Annotated in this window: 15 protein-coding genes and 1 pseudogene; 5 read left to right on the plus strand and 11 right to left on the minus strand. The window is 59.3% G+C overall.

Annotation, left to right across the window (positions count from 1 at the left end; translation table 11 throughout):
• The first annotated feature begins 94 nt into the window (after nucleotides 1-94).
• The 4 genes from pqqC to MMG91_RS23860 are packed head-to-tail and all read left to right on the plus strand — an operon-like array spanning nucleotide 95 to nucleotide 4,064.
• Nucleotides 95-847, plus strand: coding sequence for a pyrroloquinoline-quinone synthase PqqC (pqqC, locus tag MMG91_RS23845; RefSeq protein ID WP_310660907.1), 753 nt, complete (start codon nucleotides 95-97; stop codon nucleotides 845-847).
• Nucleotides 844-1,119, plus strand: a complete 276-nt coding sequence (gene pqqD / locus MMG91_RS23850; RefSeq protein WP_310660908.1) for a pyrroloquinoline quinone biosynthesis peptide chaperone PqqD — start codon at nucleotides 844-846, stop codon at nucleotides 1,117-1,119. Before pqqC ends, pqqD begins: the two co-directional genes overlap by 4 nt.
• A gap of 4 nt (nucleotides 1,120-1,123) precedes the next feature.
• Nucleotides 1,124-2,266 (plus strand): pyrroloquinoline quinone biosynthesis protein PqqE, encoded by a 1,143-nt coding sequence (gene pqqE / locus MMG91_RS23855; protein WP_305426932.1) that lies wholly within the window; start codon nucleotides 1,124-1,126, stop codon nucleotides 2,264-2,266.
• Nucleotides 2,232-4,064 carry a S9 family peptidase gene (locus tag MMG91_RS23860; RefSeq protein WP_310660909.1) on the plus strand — a complete coding sequence of 611 codons (1,833 nt, stop codon included), beginning with the start codon at nucleotides 2,232-2,234 and terminating at the stop codon, nucleotides 4,062-4,064. Before pqqE ends, MMG91_RS23860 begins: the two co-directional genes overlap by 35 nt.
• A gap of 68 nt (nucleotides 4,065-4,132) precedes the next feature.
• Here MMG91_RS23860 and MMG91_RS23865 read toward each other — a convergent pair whose 3' ends face one another.
• Complete coding sequence (locus MMG91_RS23865; RefSeq protein WP_007904205.1) at nucleotides 4,133-4,291, minus strand: YqaE/Pmp3 family membrane protein; 159 nt, start codon at nucleotides 4,289-4,291, stop codon at nucleotides 4,133-4,135.
• 102 nt (nucleotides 4,292-4,393) lie between these two features.
• Between MMG91_RS23865 and MMG91_RS23870 the strand changes: the two are divergent.
• Nucleotides 4,394-4,516: pseudogene (locus MMG91_RS23870) on the plus strand (LysR family transcriptional regulator); the annotation flags it as partial.
• 227 nt (nucleotides 4,517-4,743) lie between these two features.
• Here MMG91_RS23870 and MMG91_RS23875 read toward each other — a convergent pair.
• The 10 genes from MMG91_RS23875 to bioB all read right to left on the minus strand — a co-directional run bounded on the left by MMG91_RS23875 (nucleotide 4,744) and on the right by bioB (nucleotide 17,189).
• Nucleotides 4,744-6,522: an acyl-CoA dehydrogenase C-terminal domain-containing protein gene (locus MMG91_RS23875; RefSeq protein ID WP_310660910.1), complete on the minus strand. Its 1,779-nt coding sequence runs from the start codon at nucleotides 6,520-6,522 to the stop codon at nucleotides 4,744-4,746.
• A 175-nt stretch (nucleotides 6,523-6,697) separates the two neighbouring features.
• Nucleotides 6,698-8,494: an acyl-CoA dehydrogenase C-terminal domain-containing protein gene (locus tag MMG91_RS23880; RefSeq protein ID WP_310660911.1), complete on the minus strand. Its 1,797-nt coding sequence runs from the start codon at nucleotides 8,492-8,494 to the stop codon at nucleotides 6,698-6,700.
• Nucleotides 8,495-8,584: 90 nt separating this feature from the next.
• Nucleotides 8,585-9,874, minus strand: a complete 1,290-nt coding sequence (locus MMG91_RS23885; RefSeq protein ID WP_305447156.1) for a GGDEF domain-containing protein — start codon at nucleotides 9,872-9,874, stop codon at nucleotides 8,585-8,587.
• Nucleotides 9,875-10,099: 225 nt separating this feature from the next.
• Complete coding sequence (locus MMG91_RS23890) at nucleotides 10,100-11,905, minus strand: phenylacyl-CoA dehydrogenase (RefSeq protein WP_007904189.1); 1,806 nt, start codon at nucleotides 11,903-11,905, stop codon at nucleotides 10,100-10,102.
• A gap of 277 nt (nucleotides 11,906-12,182) precedes the next feature.
• Entirely contained in the window at nucleotides 12,183-12,479 is a 297-nt protein-coding gene (locus MMG91_RS23895; RefSeq protein WP_310660912.1) for a pyrroloquinoline quinone biosynthesis protein PqqE, read from the minus strand.
• Nucleotides 12,480-12,599: 120 nt separating this feature from the next.
• Nucleotides 12,600-13,280, minus strand: coding sequence for a dethiobiotin synthase (gene bioD / locus MMG91_RS23900; protein ID WP_305447159.1), 681 nt, complete (start codon nucleotides 13,278-13,280; stop codon nucleotides 12,600-12,602).
• A complete protein-coding gene (gene bioC, locus MMG91_RS23905; protein WP_310660913.1) occupies nucleotides 13,277-14,089 on the minus strand; it encodes a malonyl-ACP O-methyltransferase BioC in 813 nt (270 codons plus the stop codon). The genes bioD and bioC overlap by 4 nt, the downstream gene beginning before the upstream one ends.
• Nucleotides 14,082-14,813 carry an alpha/beta fold hydrolase gene (locus tag MMG91_RS23910; protein WP_095052643.1) on the minus strand — a complete coding sequence of 244 codons (732 nt, stop codon included), beginning with the start codon at nucleotides 14,811-14,813 and terminating at the stop codon, nucleotides 14,082-14,084. Before MMG91_RS23910 ends, bioC begins: the two co-directional genes overlap by 8 nt.
• A complete protein-coding gene (gene bioF / locus MMG91_RS23915) occupies nucleotides 14,806-15,984 on the minus strand; it encodes an 8-amino-7-oxononanoate synthase (RefSeq protein WP_310660914.1) in 1,179 nt (392 codons plus the stop codon). The genes MMG91_RS23910 and bioF overlap by 8 nt, the downstream gene beginning before the upstream one ends.
• 149 nt (nucleotides 15,985-16,133) lie before the next feature.
• Nucleotides 16,134-17,189 carry a biotin synthase BioB gene (gene bioB, locus MMG91_RS23920; RefSeq protein ID WP_038981183.1) on the minus strand — a complete coding sequence of 352 codons (1,056 nt, stop codon included), beginning with the start codon at nucleotides 17,187-17,189 and terminating at the stop codon, nucleotides 16,134-16,136.
• Nucleotides 17,190-17,279: the final 90 nt, after the last annotated feature.

A 17,279-nucleotide genomic window follows, 5' to 3' on the forward strand; every position in this document is an offset into this window, starting at 1 on the left:
CAGGGATAGCGCTATCTCTGCAGGAGCGAGGCTTGCCCGTGAAGGCGTCAGACCCGACACCAAAGAATCCACCGGTTGTTCCCGGAGAACCGCAATGACTGACACCGCAATGTCCCCCGCCGAATTCGAAGCGGCCCTGCGCGCCAAGGGCGCCTACTACCATATCTATCACCCGTATCACGTGGCGATGTATGAAGGCCGGGCGACGCGCGAGCAGATCCAGGGCTGGGTCGCCAATCGTTTCTATTACCAGGTGAACATCCCGCTCAAGGACGCCGCGATCCTGGCCAATTGCCCGGACCGCGAGATTCGTCGCGAGTGGATTCAGCGCCTGCTGGACCACGACGGCGCCCCCGGCGAAGAGGGCGGTATCGAAGCCTGGCTACGCCTCGGCCAAGCGGTCGGTCTCGACCCGGATCAGTTGCGCTCTCAGGAATTGGTACTGCCTGGCGTGCGTTTCGCCGTGGATGCCTACGTCAACTTCGCCCGCCGGGCCCGTTGGCAGGAAGCCGCCAGCAGTTCGCTGACCGAGCTGTTCGCGCCACAGATTCACCAATCGCGCCTCGACAGCTGGCCGCAGCATTACCCGTGGATCGACCCGGTCGGTTACGAATATTTCCGCACGCGTCTGGGCCAGGCTCGCCGGGATGTGGAGCATGGTCTGGCGATCACTTTGCAGCATTACACTACGCGGGAAGGCCAGGAACGCATGCTGGAAATTCTCCAGTTCAAACTGGACATTCTTTGGAGCATGCTCGATGCCATGAGCATGGCCTACGAACTGAACCGCCCGCCGTACCACAGCGTGACCAATCAGCGGGTCTGGCATAAAGGAATCACCTTATGAGTTTCGATCGCAGCAAAACCCCGACATGGCGCACCGGCTACCGTTTCCAGTACGAACCGGCACAAAAAGGCCATGTGCTGCTCTACCCGGAAGGCATGATCAAACTCAACGACAGCGCTGCGCTGATTGGTGGTTTGATCGATGGCGAGCGTGATGTCGCGGCGATCATCGCCGAACTGGGCGCGCAGTTCCCCGACGTGCCCGAGCTCGGTGAAGACATCGAGCAGTTCATGGAGGTCGCCCGTGCTCAGCACTGGATCGAACTTGCCTGATTCCGTGTCAGACAAGTTACCGCCCAAGCCCGAAATCGGCCTGCCACTGTGGTTGCTGGCCGAACTGACCTATCGCTGCCCACTGCAATGTCCGTACTGCTCCAATCCGCTGGATTTCGCCGAGCAAGGCAAAGAGTTGACCACCGAGCAGTGGATCAAGGTATTCCGCGAAGCCCGGGAGATGGGCGCAGCGCAGTTGGGTTTTTCCGGCGGTGAGCCGCTGGTGCGCCAAGACCTCGCCGAGCTGATCTTTGAAGCGCGCAAGCTGGGTTTCTACACCAACCTGATCACTTCCGGCATCGGCCTCACCGAGCAGAAAATCAGCGACTTCAAGAAGGCCGGTCTGGACCACATCCAGATCAGTTTTCAAGCCAGCGACGAGCAGGTGAACAACCTCTTGGCCGGCTCAAAAAAGGCCTTCGCGCAAAAGCTCGAAATGGCCCGCGCGGTGAAGGCTCACGGCTATCCGATGGTGCTGAACTTCGTCACCCATCGGCACAACATCGACAAGATCGACCGGATCATCGAGCTGTGCATCGCCCTTGAAGCGGACTTCGTCGAACTCGCGACGTGTCAGTTCTACGGCTGGGCCCAGCTCAATCGGGTTGGCCTGTTGCCGACCAAAGAACAATTGGTTCGCGCCGAACGCATCACCAACGAATACCGCGCCAAACTGGAAGCCGAAGGGCATCCGTGCAAGCTGATTTTCGTCACGCCTGACTATTACGAAGAACGTCCGAAAGCCTGCATGAATGGCTGGGGCAGTATTTTTCTGACGGTCACGCCGGACGGAACTGCCTTGCCTTGTCACGGTGCCCGACAGATGCCGGTGCAATTTCCCAATGTGCGCGACCACAGCATGCAGCACATCTGGTACGACTCGTTCGGCTTCAACCGCTTTCGCGGTTACGACTGGATGCCCGAGCCGTGCCGCTCCTGCGACGAGAAAGAAAAGGACTTCGGCGGCTGCCGCTGTCAGGCGTTCATGCTCACGGGTGACGCGAGCAACGCCGACCCGGTGTGCAGCAAGTCGGAACATCACGGCGTGATTCTCAAGGCCCGCGAAGAAGCCGAACACGCGACCCAGACCATTGAACAACTGGCCTTTCGCAATGAACGAAACTCACGCCTCATCGCCAAAAGCTGAACCTTTGAGCGCCGCCAGGGCTGTCGCGGCCGGCATCGACTTCGCCGAGTTACAGGTCGGCAAGCATGGCCTGTTCTGGAACGAATACCGCCCCGAGGACGCCGCCTGCCGGATCTGGCAGTGGCGCGACGGCCAGGCTCGTTGCCTGACGCCGCCCACCTTCAGTGTGCGCAGCCGGGTGTACGAATATGGCGGCGGCGCGTTTTGTCTGACCGATGACGGGCTGGTTTTCGTCAATGAGGCCGACCAGCAGCTGTATCGGCAATCGCTGACGGGTGAGACACCTGAGGTGCTGACCTCAAATGAATGCCGTTACGGCGATCTGCACTTCGCCAACGGGCAAGTGCTGGCCGTGGAAGAGAACCGCGATCGACATCGCCTGGTGGCTATCGATCTGGCTGATGGCCGACGTCATCTACTGGCCGAAGGCGCTGATTTCTATGCTGCACCGACCGTGAGTCCTGACGGTCGACGCTTGGCCTGGATCGAGTGGAATCGCCCGGATCAGCCCTGGACCGCGACTCGCCTGATGGTTGCCGAACGCCAGAGTGATCACACCTTTGCGCCACCACGATGTGTGGCCGGCGACGGTGCTCAGGAGTCATTGCAACAACCCCGATTCGATGACCGCGGCCGTCTGTTTTGTCTGACGGATCGCGGCGGTTTCTGGCAGCCGTGGGTGGAGTCGGGCAACGGCCTGAGTCCGCTCCCGAGTGCTGCCGCCGACCATGGACCGGCGCCTTGGCAACTGGGTGGTTGCACCTGGTTGCCGTTGGGCGAAGACAGTTATCTGGCGAGTTGGACCGAAGGCGGTTTTGGTCGACTGGGGCTTTGTCATGGCGATGGTTCCTGTGATGATTTCACTGGCGACTACAGCCGCTTTCGCCATCTCGCACAGGATGAACAGTTCATCTACTGCATCGCCGCTTCGCCGGTCAGTTCGTCGGCGGTGATTGCCATTGACCGCCAGAACCGGCAGGTGAAGACACTCGCCGGCGGTGTTGCACCACTGCCCGCCGAACAGATCAGCCGCCCGCAAACCCTGCGCTATCCGAGCGGCTCGGCCGAGGCCCATGGTTTCTTCTACCCGGCGATGATCGGTGACACGAAACCACCGTTGGTGGTGTTCATTCACGGCGGCCCGACTTCCGCCTGCTACCCGATGTTCGACCCGCGAATCCAGTATTGGGCGCAGCGCGGCTTCGCCGTGGCCGACCTCAACTACCGAGGCAGCAGCGGATATGGCCGCGCGTATCGCCAAGCGTTGCATTTGAGCTGGGGCGATGTGGATGTGGAAGATGCCTGTGCGGTGGTCGCCTACCTCGCCGAACGTGGGCTGATCGACGGTGACAAAGCGTTTATCCGTGGAGGCAGCGCCGGTGGCTACACCACGTTGTGTGCACTGGCCTTTCACAAGGTCTTTCGTGCGGGCGCCAGCCTGTATGGCGTCAGTGATCCCGTTGCGCTAGGCCGCGCCACCCACAAGTTCGAAGGCGATTATCTGGATTGGTTGATCGGTGACCCGGTGCAGGACGCCGAACGCTACGCCGCACGCACGCCATTGCTGCACGCGAACAACATCAGCGTTCCGGTGATCTTCTTTCAGGGTGAACTGGACGCCGTGGTGGTGCCGCAACAGACCCGCGACATGGTCAAGGCGTTGCAGGACAACGGCATTCTGGTCGAAGCACATTACTACGCCGACGAACGCCATGGCTTTCGCAAGGCCGGCAATCAGGCCCATGCGCTGGAGCAGGAGTGGTTGTTTTATCGAAGGGTGATGACGCTCGCGGGCTGAAACCGCGTCGCGCCATTCGCGGAAAGCTCGCTCCTACGGGTATTGTGTTATCCCTGTAGGAGCGAATATCAGCGCTTGGCGATGATATACACCGCATGCACGATCCCCGGAATGTAACCGCACAATGTCAGCAGAATATTCAGCCAGAATGCCCCAGCGAAACCGACTTGCAGAAACACACCCAGTGGCGGCAACAGAATGGCGATGATGATTCGAATAAAGTCCATGGGGTAGCTCCTGATTGAAGTTGGCTCTTGTGAAACCATACAGCTAATCGACCTGCGGCGTTCTTCAGGGTTCATTGCGGCTCTTCAAGGCCAGTATTCGAGATGTGTTGGGATGTGCAGCGGCAACAGGCTTCGCTGACGTTGTTGCGGACATTGCTGGAAGAAGTGATGAATGGGCCGGATGACCACTTGAATGGCCCGGCGACACTGGACGGGTTGCACTGAGTACTTTTTTCCAGGCAAAAGAAAACCCCGCCGAAGCGGGGCTTTGCAGACTGTTTCCCTGACATCCATTTCACTCCGCCATCCTGGCAGAATCCTACGTGTCCGTGTTGTTGCTTTGCGCTTCCTGCGCGACGTCCATGTGAAGTAGATTAGCTCTGGATCCAATCTTCGCCTATGGGAAAACAGCAGCACGTTATGTAAGAGAAAGCTTACATAACGTCAAAGGATCAGAATTGTCCTGCGTCCAACAGGAACAACGATTCGCTACCCGCCTTTACCGATGCGCTCAACGAGTGAATACGCGGCAGCAGACGTGCGAAATAGAACCGTGCCGTTCCGAGTTTGCTCGCGTAGAAATCCTCCTGCGCTTCTTTACCGAAGGCTGCCTTGGCCATCAGTGCCCACATGTAGGCGTAGGCCATGTAACCGAATGCTTGCAGATACTCGACCGACGCCGCGCCGATCTCGTTCGGGTTGTTTTTCGCCCGGTCCAGCAACCATGCGGTCAGTTCGTCGAGGGTGTCCACCGCATCATTCAGCGGCTGGGTGAACTCCGCCAGGTCAGCATTGGCTGTCGCGATGAAATGACGAATCTCGTCAGCGAACAGATTGTAAAACGCCCCGCCGCTGCCAACGATCTTGCGTCCTACAAGGTCCAGCGCCTGAATACCGTTGGTGCCTTCGTATATCTGGGTGATCCGTACATCACGAACCAGTTGCTCCTGGCCCCACTCACGGATGTAGCCGTGACCGCCAAAAACCTGCTGGCCGTGCACCGTGGTTTCCAGACCCAAGTCGGTCAGGAAGGCCTTGGCCACCGGCGTCAGCAGTGCAACCAGATCTTCTGCGCGCTTGCGGGTGGCGGCGTCTTCGCTGAATTTGGCGGTGTCCAGCTGCATCGCCACATAAGTCGAGAAGGCACGGCCGCCTTCGTTCGAGGCTTTCATGGTCAGCAGCATACGACGCACGTCCGGGTGGACGATGATCGGGTCAGCCACCTTGTCCTTGTTCTGCGCGCCGGTCGGCGAGCGGCTTTGCAGACGGTCGCGAGCATATTCGATAGCGTTCTGGTACGAGCGCTCGCCAGTGGCCAGGCCCTGAATACCGACGCCCAATCGCTCGTAGTTCATCATGGTGAACATTGCCGCCAGGCCTTTGTTCGGCTCACCGACCAGATAACCCACGGCTTCGTCGAAGTTCATCACGCAGGTCGCGGACGCCTGGATGCCCATTTTGTGTTCGATCGAACCACAATTCGCCGGGTTGCGCGCGCCCAGGCTGCCATCGGCATTGACCATGAACTTGGGCACCAGGAACAGCGAAATGCCTTTCGGCCCCGCTGGCGCGTCCGGCAGTTTGGCCAACACCAGATGAATGATGTTCTCGGTCAGGTCGTGTTCACCGCCGGTGATGAAGATTTTGGTGCCGCTGACTTTGTAGGAACCATCGGCCTGAGGCTCGGCCTTGGTGCGGATAATCCCCAGGTCAGTACCGGCGTGCGGCTCGGTCAGGCACATGGAACCAGCCCAGACACCGGCATACATGTTCGGCAGGTACGCCGCTTTCAGCTCTTCGCTGGCGTGGGCGTTGATCGACAGGCAGGCACCGGCGGTCAGCATCGGGTACAGACCGAACGACAGGCTCGCGGAGTTGACCATTTCTTCGACCTGCGCCGAAACCGCCTTGGGCATGCCCATGCCGCCGTAGGTCGGATCACCACCGACACCGACCCAACCGCCTTCGGCGTAAGTCTGATAAGCCTGTGGGAAACCGCCTGGGGTGGTGACGGCACCGTCCGCCCAGTGGCAACCTTCTTCGTCAGCTGCGCGGCTCAGGGGCGCGATGCTTTTGCTGGTGACCTTGCCGGCTTCTTCCAGAATGGCTTCGACCGTTTCAGCATCGACGGACTCGGCGAGCGCAGGCAGTTCGGCCCAGAGTTTGGCGACCTCGAAAACTTCATTGAGGACGAAGCGCATATCGCGCAGGGGCGCTTTGTAGTCAGCCATGGCAAACCTCGCAAGATCTAAACAGGTGGTTCGTAGAATAGTGATTTCGTTGTGTCCGAGTGTACCTCAACAACTTTTACGACACATAGGGTCGACTCATGACTGTTTTGTTATTTTTAGTCACCAGTATTCACCTGAGATAGCTCTCGCCCGCGAAGCTTTTCAAACCAAACCGTCAGAGCGCAAACAACTCCGCCGGCAGCTTCATCAGGCAATCGCTGCCCGCCTCGATGGCCGCCCGATGAGCGGCGGTGCGTGGCAGCAAACGCTTGAAGTAAAACTCGCTGGTCGCCAGTTTGCCCTGGCAGTAATCGCCATCGCCGCCGCCCGCCTCCAACTGCGCCTGAGCCACCAACGCCATACGTAGCCACAGGTAGCCGAGGATGATGTAACCGCTGTACATCAGGTAATCCACCGAGGCAGCGCCGACTTCATCAGGATTTTTCATCGCGGCCATGCCGACCTTGGTGGTCAATTCGCCCCACTGCTGATTCAGACTATTGAGCTGCGCCACATAGCTGCCGAGTTGCGGATGCTCAGCGTTTGCCGCACAGAATTTGTGGACGATTTTGGTGAAGCCGCGCAGCAGTTTTTCCTGACTGCCAAGGACTTTGCGCCCAAGCAAGTCCAGCGCCTGAATGCCGTTGGTGCCTTCGTAGATCGGCGCGATCCGGCAGTCGCGAACCAACTGCTCCATGCCCCACTCACGAATGAAACCGTGACCGCCAAACACTTGCATGCCGAGGTTGGTCACCTCCAGCCCAGTATCGGTCATGAACGCTTTGCAGATCGGCGTCAGGAACGCCAACAGGTCTTCGGCATCCTGACGCGCCGTTTCATCCGGGCTCAGATGAGCGGCGTCCAGCAACTGCGCGGTGAAATAAGTCAGCGCCCGGTTGCCTTCGTTGAAGGCCTTCATGGTGAGCAACATCCTGCGTACATCGGGATGAACGATGATCGGGTCGGCGACTTTCTCCGGTGCTTTCGGGCCGGTCAGTGAGCGCATTTGCAGGCGGTCGTTTGCGTATTTGATCGCGCCCTGAAAGCTCGCCTCACCCAGACACAAACCTTGCATGCCGGTGCCGAGCCGAGCGTGGTTCATCATGGTGAACATGCAGTTCAGGCCCTTGTTCGGCTCACCGATCAAGAACCCCTTGGCGTCGTCGAAATTCAGCACACAGGTGGCCGAGGCCTTGATGCCCATTTTGTGTTCGATCGAACCGCAGGAAACGCCATTGCGCTCACCCGCCTCGCCCTCGGCATTGGGTAGGAATTTGGGAACGATAAACAGCGAAATACCCTTGGTACCGGCAGGAGCGTCCGGCAGTTTGGCCAGCACCAGGTGAATGATGTTGTCACTCATGTCGTGCTCGCCGGCGGAGATAAAGATCTTGCTGCCGGAGATCGCGTAACTGCCATCGGCCTGAGGCACGGCGCGGGTCTTGATGATGCCCAGATCGGTGCCGCAATGGGCTTCGGTCAGGCACATGGTGCCGGTCCATTGGCCAGCGGTGAGCTTGCTCAAATAGGTTTGTTTCTGTTGGTCGGTGCCATGGGCGTGAATCGCCGACATCGCACCGTGAGTCAGGCCGGGGTACATGCCCCAGGAGGTGTTGCTGGAACCGACCATTTCGCTGATGACCAACCCCAAAGAACTGGGCAAGCCTTGGCCACCGTAAGCCGGATCCGCCGCCAGACCATGCCAGCCGCCTTCAACGTATTGTGCGAAAGCCTGCTTGAAACCTGTAGGCGTTGTGACCACGCCGTTGTCGAAATGGCAGCCTTCTTCGTCTCCGCTGCGGTTCAGCGGTGCGAGAACGTTCTCACAGAATTTCGCGCCTTCTTCAAGGATCGCATTGATCATGTCCGGGCTGGCATCGGTGGCGCCCAGCGCGGCGTAGTTGCTGTGAAAATCGAAGACGTGGTCGATCAGAAAGCGCATATCGCGCAGGGGAGCTTTGTACTCGGGCATGGTCATTTCTCCGGCAGCAGATTGCTCAAACCTACTGCCGCGCACCACGCCTCACAATCACAGTCCAGACGCTGAATGCGCCATCATCACTCAACCCGCAGCGGCGTCCATGCGCACCGCGCCACGACGGTTCTGACCGAAAGCCATCACACAGTTTCGCCCCGCGCCTTTGGCGCTGTAGAGCGCCTGGTCAGCGGATTTGAGCACTTCTTCCGGCGTGCGCTGCTCCAACCGCTCGGCGACACCGATGCTGACGGTGACCGATACACTCGAGGCGCTTGAACCGGCGCGGCGCTGGCGTCCCTGCTGGTCATCCTGGGGACGGTTGTCCTGATTGCGCAGCTGGATGTTGTAGGTGGCGATGGATTCGCGAATGACTTCCAGGTGCGGCATACACTCCTCGAGGGTTTTGCCTGCGAACACCAAAGCAAATTCTTCACCACCGTAGCGATATGCCCTACCGCCCCCGCTGATTTTCGACAGTTTGCTGGCGACCAGCCGCAACACTTGGTCGCCGACATCGTGACCGTGGGTGTCGTTGAATTTCTTGAAGTGATCGACGTCGCTCATGGCCAGCACGTAATTGCGCCCCAACCGTTGCATGCGTTCGTTCAATGCGCGGCGACCCGGCAGGCCGGTGAGTTCGTCGCGGAAGGCCATCTGATAGGCCTCATGGGCAACCGCGGCGGCAATCATCAACATCACCTGGCTGCACATGATGTTCAGGGTGAAGGGCAGGATGAAGGTTTTCGGCAACATCCAGAACAATCCCAGCAGCCCCACCAATTGCGCAGCATGCAAGGGTCTTGGGTTGCGCCAGTATTGCCAGGCCAACAACAGGAACGAGGCGATGAATACCGGGTAGGACAACTGGATCAGGCTCATCCACGCACCATGCAACGCTGGCCAGCGGATCTCTGACAGCCACATCAGCAGCGCCTGCGGGTAACTTTGCTCCAGCCCCAGCGCCACGCTGCCGAACGCCAGCAATACCGCGAAGCGCGCCACCATGTCCTGGAACAGGTGAGTACGCTCTTGCCAGGCGGCAAACAAGCCAAACAGCAACGGCAGCAGCAGACAGCACAGATGGAAAACCACGGCGGCGTCTTCACGAACTTTGCCATTGTCGCGGTAATAGTCGGTCTGGGTGTCGAGCAGGAAGTAGGCGATGTACACCGTGACCATCAGAAACAGTTCACGCTGACGTCGGTAAACCGCGCAATACGCCCCGCCAAGCAACAGCACCAGAGTGGGCAGCACGTTGAACAGCGAAGTGAAGAAGACGTTGAGATCCTTGACGTAGGCAGCCGCAAGCCCCGCGAGCAACAACAGCAGCGATGGCAAAAAATGACTGAAACGTACAGCGGAAGAACGCAACAAGGGTAAAGCTCCGACCCGGCAAACAAGATGGCATTGTGCCTGCACTTGGGGCAATTCAGCACATACGATGTGACGTGTGTCACATCGCCATCCTCTTTAACGGCAGCAATGGCGTTCTTCTTAGCGTTTTAGTCAGGAATATTTACCGACGTGATCGTTTGCGTCAGGCATGAAAAAGCCGCTGCTCCCGAGGAAGCAGCGGCTTTATGAAGGACTGCGTAGGGCTTAGTAACCCAGTGCGAAGTCTTCTTCTTTCATGTCCATCAGGTTGTTGGCACCCGACAGCATGGTTACAACGTGAGTGCGGGTACGCGGCAGGATACGCTGGAAGTAGAAGCGCGCAGTCTGCAGCTTGGCGGTGTAGAACGCCTCTTCGGTGGTGCCGGCAGCCAGTTTCTCGGCAGCCAGACGCGCCATGTCAGCCCAGAAGTAGGCAAGGCAGGCGTAACCGGAGTACATCAGGTAGTCCACCGACGCGGCGCCGACTTCTTCGCGGTCTTTCATGGCAGCCATACCGACCTTCATGGTCAGCTCGCCCCACTCTTTGTTCAGCGCAGCCAATGGCTCGACGAACTCTTTGACCGCGTCGTTGCCTTCGTTGGTCTGGCAGAACTTGTGGACGATCTTGGTGAAGCCTTTGAGCGCTTCGCCTTGAGTCATCAGCACTTTACGGCCCAGCAGGTCGAGTGCCTGGATACCGGTGGTGCCTTCGTACAGCATTGAAATGCGGCTGTCGCGAACGTTCTGCTCCATGCCCCACTCGGCGATGAAGCCGTGGCCGCCGTAGATTTGTACGCCATGGTTAGCGGATTCGAAACCGACTTCAGTCATGAAGGCTTTGGCGATCGGCGTCATGAACGCCAGCAGCGCGTCAGCTTTCTTCTTCTCTTCTTCATCGACGCCGTACTTGACGATGTCGACTTGCTTGGCGGTGAAGTAAACCATCGCACGGTTGCCTTCGGCGAACGCCTTCATGGTCAACAGCATGCGACGTACGTCAGGGTGAACGATGATCGGGTCAGCGGCTTTGTCCGGCGCTTTCGGGCCAGTCAGGGAGCGCATTTGCAGGCGATCGCGAGCGTATTTCAGGCCGCCCTGGAAGCCGATTTCGGCGTGAGCCAGACCTTGCAGCGCGGTACCCAGACGTGCGGTGTTCATAAAGGTGAACATGCAGTTCAGGCCTTTGTTCGCCGGGCCGATCAGATAACCGGTGGCCGCGTCGAAGTTCATCACGCAGGTGGCGTTGCCGTGGATACCCATCTTGTGTTCCAGCGAACCGCAGGTCACAGCGTTACGTGCGCCGATCGAGCCGTCTGCGTTTGGCAGGAATTTCGGAACGATGAACAGCGAAATGCCTTTGGTGCCCGCCGGTGCATCCGGCAGACGCGCCAGAACGATGTGGACGATGTTGTCGGCCATGTCGTGTTCGCCGGCCGAGATGAAGATCTTGGTGCCGGACACTTTGTAGGAACCGTCGGCCTGAGGCTCGGCCTTGGTGCGCAGCATGCCCAGGTCGGTGCCGCAGTGCGGTTCGGTCAGGCACATGGTGCCGGTCCATTCGCCGGAGACCAGTTTGGTCAGGTAAGCCTCTTGCTGCTCAGGCGTGCCGTGTTCGGAGATGGTGTTCATCGCGCCATGGGACAGGCCTGGGTACATGCCCCACGACCAGTTGGCCTCGCCAACCATTTCGCTTACGGCCAGACCCAGAGACTCCGGCAGGCCTTGGCCGCCGTGCTCTACGTCGTGAGCCAGGCTTGGCCAGCCACCTTCGACGAATTGCTTGTAGGCTTCCTTGAAACCGGTCGGGGTTTTAACGCCGGACTCGCTCCAGGTGCAGCCTTCGGTGTCACCCACGCGGTTCAGCGGAGCCAGCACCTGCTCACAAAACTTGGCGCCTTCTTCGAGAATGGCGTCAACCATGTCCGGAGTTGCGTCTGCACAAGCCGGAAGGCTCTGATAGTGCGCTTCGTAGCCGAGCAGTTCGTCACGAACGAAGCGAATATCACGCAAGGGGGCCTTGTAGTCAGGCATAGCGATAAACCTCTGCTGATGTAACCGGGAATGAACGACCGCGTTGATTTGTTGTGGCGGTCAAACAGTTGTTTGAAACATACGTTTACGCCCAATTCTTGTCAAGCGCCGATCTTTTGCCGTTCGTCATCGCACCATGAAAACCTCGGCCACGCAGTTGCGCAACGCCGTTGACTGAGCAACACGCCATGTAGGAGAGATTAGTTGAGGCAGAAGGACTTACGCAGAAAAACGCCGCGAACTGTCGCGGCGTTGGAGTAGCGGATTCAGCGAGGGATCAGGCAAAAGTATCGATCAGCGTCCCAAGCATTTCATCGGATGCCTTGGCGACTTTGACGCCCAGTTCCACCTGGAACTTGCCTTGAGACATCTCGACCATATTGCTGGCCAAGTCCGATTGCTGGCTGCGGTCTACCGAGCGCAAGCGATCGACCTGAATCTCGGAGGATTGACTGGTGACCGAACGAACGATGGTGTTGTTGGCGATCTGCCCCGAAGCCTGATCGACACGGTTCTGCCCTGTCTGAATAGTGCTCAGACCGGCATAAAAAGCGGTGTTTCCTGAGATTTCCATGGGGGAACTCGTCCTACAAAGGATCAACAGCGGCCATTGAACCAGACACGCCGACAAAAGGCCCGACAAAAACACTAATAGCACAGTGCCTTGTCATAGGTAAAAACCAAGCCAACAATCTCAGTCCAGCAAATCCAGCTGCAGATGCGCGGCCACCGCGTCGGCTGTCACTGACTTGAGTTTCGGCACCCGCCCCAGGCATGGAGCGGGAATCCGTTCGGCCAGCGTCGCAAGGTTCTCTTCCAGGCGCGAGGTCTTCGGATCGATGATATTGGCCACCCACCCTGCCAACTGCAAACCATCCCGTGCGATCGCTTCGGCTGTCAGCAGTGCATGATTGATACAACCCAGCCGCACACCGACCACCAGGATCACCGGCAGCCCCAGCGCCATCGCCAGGTCCGACAGATTGTCCTGATCCGCCAACGGCACTCGCCAGCCGCCAGCGCCTTCGATCAAGGTGAAATCGGCCTGCATATCGAGAATCTGCCGCATCGGTGTCAACAGGGATTGCACGGTCAACGCCACGCCAGCCTCCCGCGCCGCCAGATGCGGTGCAATTGCCGGTTCGAACGCGACCGGATTGACCTGATCGTAGGTCAACGGTATCGAACACTCGGCAAACAGTGCCAGCGCATCGGCGTTGCGCAATCCCATGGGCGTCAGCTCGCAACCGGAGGCCACCGGTTTGCCCGCTGCCGTGCTTAAGCCCGCCAATCGCGCGGCATGCAGCAAACCTGCGGCGACGGTGGTCTTGCCGACATCGGTGTCAGTACCGGTGATGAAATAGGCTGCGCTCATAAGGGTTTCTCCACCACGGCGTAAACCACTTGATAAGTCGCCGGCAATCCCTGTGCCTGACGAAACTGCTCGTAAGCCTCGATCAGGCCAAGGATCCGCGCCCTGCCGGTCAAACCGCCCGGCCGACCGGGGTTCAGGTTGTGCGCCCCAAGTGCCTTGAGCTCATGGGTCAGGCTGCGGACATCGGGGTAATGCAACACATGTGGATGTGTTTCAAGGCTGATGACCTTCAAGCCACTTCCCGCGCAAAGCTGCTGGTAAACACCAAACTCGCGGAAGCGGTTGACGTGCACCATGCCATCCACCTGACGCCAGCTATCGCGCAATTCGTACAGAGTGCCTACACATAGACTAGCAAACGCGAAAATTCCGCCCGGTTTCAGTACCCGATACGCTTCATTGAGCACCGAGGCGAAATCCGCACACCATTGCACCGCCAGGCTGGAGAAGACCAGGTCGCAGGTCGAGTCCTGCAACGGCAAGCGCTCCGCATCGCCCGCGATGAAATGAGTCGCGCCGCCCAAGGGACGGGCGTGATTGAGCATGCCTTCTGCGATGTCCAACGCCACGCCAGCGCTCGCAGGAAACTTCTCCGCCAAGGCTCGGCTGAAATACCCTGTGCCGCAGCCCATATCCAGCCAACGAGAAGGGACAAAATCTTCCGGTAACCGACGCAACAACTCGCTGCCCACGTCGCGCTGCAATTCAGCCACGCTGTCGTAGCTCGCGGCCGCACGGGAAAAGGATGCCGCCACCTGGCGTTTGTCGGGCAAGCCGCCAGGCAGGTTGGGAAGGGATAAATCAGTCATCACCGAACTCATGCAAAAAGGCCTGAATCGCCCCCGCCACACCGTGGGGGTCTTCCAGAAGAAACGCGTGACTGGCCTGTTCAATCAGACCGATTTCGACGTCTGGTAGCAGTGCCAGCAAGTCCCCCGCCGCTTCGGCCGGGACCAGCCCGTCGAGACCGGCGAACAAGTGCAGTTGCGGGCCGCGAAACGCTTGCAACGCTTGCCGGGTATCCAGCTGGGCGAGCAACTCCAGGCCGCTCATCAGCACCGGTGAAGACGTATGCGGTGCACCAGCGAGCAACAGCCGCGATATCCCGCGCGGGTCTTCGGCACCTTGCGCGCACAGCAGCGAAAAACGTTTCAACGTCATGCGCGAGTCAGCTTTGCAGCCGGCCAGAAACGCATCGAAGGTCTCGCCGGGCATCGCGCTCGACCATTGTTCATGGGCGACAAAAGAAGGGTTACTCGCCAGCGTCACCAGGCCACAGCAGCGGTCACCCCGTCGCGCCGCCAATTCGGACGCCAGCATGCCGCCCAATGACCAGCCACCGAGCCAGGCATCCTGTGGCAACGTCGAGTCCAACTCATCGAGCCATTCTTCAAGGTCGCTCGACTCCAGTTCCGGCAACGGCTCGATCTCGACGCGCAGGTGCTCATCCAAACCCTGCAAGGCCGCCGCCAAGGGTTCCAGCGGCGAAATCCCGAGACCCCAACCCGGCAGCAGAATCAGACGATCACGCATGGCTTGGCTCCGGTCCCAGTTGTTGAAAACAATCGGCCAGTCCATTTAACAATAGCTGTACCTGCGCCTCGCTGTGAGCGGCGGTCAAGGTCACACGCAAGCGGGCGCTGCCGGCGGGCACGGTCGGTGGACGAATCGCAGTCACCATCAGCCCGCGTTCGCGCAGCATCTGCGACAGCCGGACCGCGCGCCCGGCATCGCCAATCATGATCGGCTGGATCGGCGTGAAGCTGTCCATCAGCTCCAGGCCAATCTGTTCGGCACCTTGGCGGAACTGGCGAATCAGCGTATTCAGATGCTCGCGTCGCCAGTGTTCGCTACGCAACAGCTCAAGGCTTTTCAGCGTCGCACAGGCCAGCGCCGGCGGTTGGCTGGTGGTGTAGATGTAAGGGCGAGCGAACTGGATCAGGCTTTCGATCAGCTCTTCACTGCCAGCCACAAAAGCACCGGCCGTACCGAACGCCTTGCCGAGGGTGCCGACCAACACTGGCACGTCTTCCTGACTCAGACCGAAATGCTCGACGATCCCGCCGCCATTGGCACCCAGCGGACCAAAACCGTGAGCATCATCGACCATCAGCCAGGCACCTTTGGCCTTGGCTTCCCGCGCCAGCGCCGGCAGGTCGGCGATGTCACCGTCCATGCTGAACACGCCATCGGTGACCACCAGCGTATTGCCGATGGCCTTCTCAAGGCGCTTGGCCAGACTGGCCGCGTCGTTATGCAGATAGCGATTGAAACGCGCTCCGGACAACAACCCTGCATCCAGCAACGACGCATGATTGAGTCGGTCTTCCAGCACCGTATCGCCCTGCCCGACCAATGCGGTGACCGCGCCGAGGTTGGCCATGTAACCGGTGGTGAATAGCAATGCTCGCGGGCGCCCGGTGAACTCGGCGAGGGCTTCTTCCAGTGCGTGATGAGGGCCGCTGTGGCCGATCACCAAATGCGAAGCGCCACCACCCACGCCCCAACGCGACGCCCCTGCGCGCCAGGCTTCGATCACTTGTGGGTGATTGGCCAGGCCCAGGTAATCGTTGTTACAGAACGCCAGCAACGGCTGACCATCGACCACCACTTCCGGGCCCTGAGGGCTCTCGAGCAGCGGGCGCTGACGGTAAAGGTTTTCGGCACGACGGGCAGCAAGGCGCGCGCTGAGATCGAAAGACATGCAGACCTCGGCAGATCAAAAAACGTGAGACTGGATGCGATCTAATGTGGGAGCTGGCTTGTCGGGTCGCCGCATCGCAGCGATGCGGCGACCCGACAAGCCAGCTCCCACATTTTTACCGCATTCCAATAGGTGAAACCGTAGAAGATTTAGACAGCAGCGTTATAGAACTGCTCGCTGCTCTTCTGCTCCACCAGTGCCTGTTCGATGGCGGCCTGATGCACTTCGTCGGCGTGCTCTTCGCGCGCTTCCGGCAGGATGCCCAGACGCGAGAACAGTTGCATGTCCTTGTCCGCCTGCGGGTTGGCGGTGGTCAGCAGTTTTTCGCCGTAGAAAATCGAGTTGGCGCCGGCAAAGAACGCGAGGGCCTGCATCTGCTCGTTCATCGCTTCGCGGCCGGCGGACAGGCGCACGTGGGATTTCGGCATCAGAATGCGAGCGACAGCGAGCATGCGGATGAAGTCGAACGGGTCGATGTCGTCAGCATTTTCCAGTGGCGTACCGGCGACTTTCACCAGCATGTTGATCGGCACAGACTCTGGATGCTCCGGCAGGTTCGCCAGCTGGATCAGCAGGTTGGCGCGGTCGTCGAGGGACTCGCCCATGCCGAGAATGCCACCGGAGCAAATCTTCATCCCCGAATCACGCACGTAAGCCAGGGTTTGCAGGCGCTCGCTGTACGTACGGGTGGTGATGATGCTGCCGTAGAACTCAGGCGAGGTGTCGAGGTTGTGGTTGTAGTAATCCAGGCCGGCTTCGGCCAGGGCGACGGTCTGGTCCTGATCGAGACGACCGAGGGTCATGCAGGTTTCCAGGCCCATGGCTTTCACGCCTTTGACCATCTCCAGCACGTACGGCATGTCTTTGGCCGACGGGTGTTTCCACGCCGCGCCCATGCAGAAACGGGTCGAACCGATGGCCTTGGCGCGAGCGGCCTCTTCGAGGACCTTCTGCACTTCCATCAGTTTTTCTTTTTCCAGGCCAGTGTTGTAGTGGCCGGACTGCGGACAATATTTGCAATCTTCCGGGCAAGCACCGGTTTTGATCGACAGCAGCGTCGAGACCTGGACGCGGTTGGCGTCGAAATGCGCGCGGTGCACCGTCTGCGCCTGGAACAACAGGTCGTTGAATGGCTGAACGAAGAGTGCTTTGACTTCGGCCAAAGACCAGTCATGACGCAGGGTTGCAGTGGTGCTGGCGCTCATGGGCGTTTCCTTGTTTATGCTTGGCAAGCGGCTGGGGAATGGAATACCCACAGACGCGACACGGATGTTCGGCATATTTAAGGAAGAGCG

The sequence above is a fragment of the Pseudomonas sp. JL3 genome (assembly GCF_031570575.1).
In the GTDB taxonomy this organism is placed as follows: Bacteria; Pseudomonadota; Gammaproteobacteria; order Pseudomonadales; family Pseudomonadaceae; genus Aquipseudomonas; species Aquipseudomonas cucumis.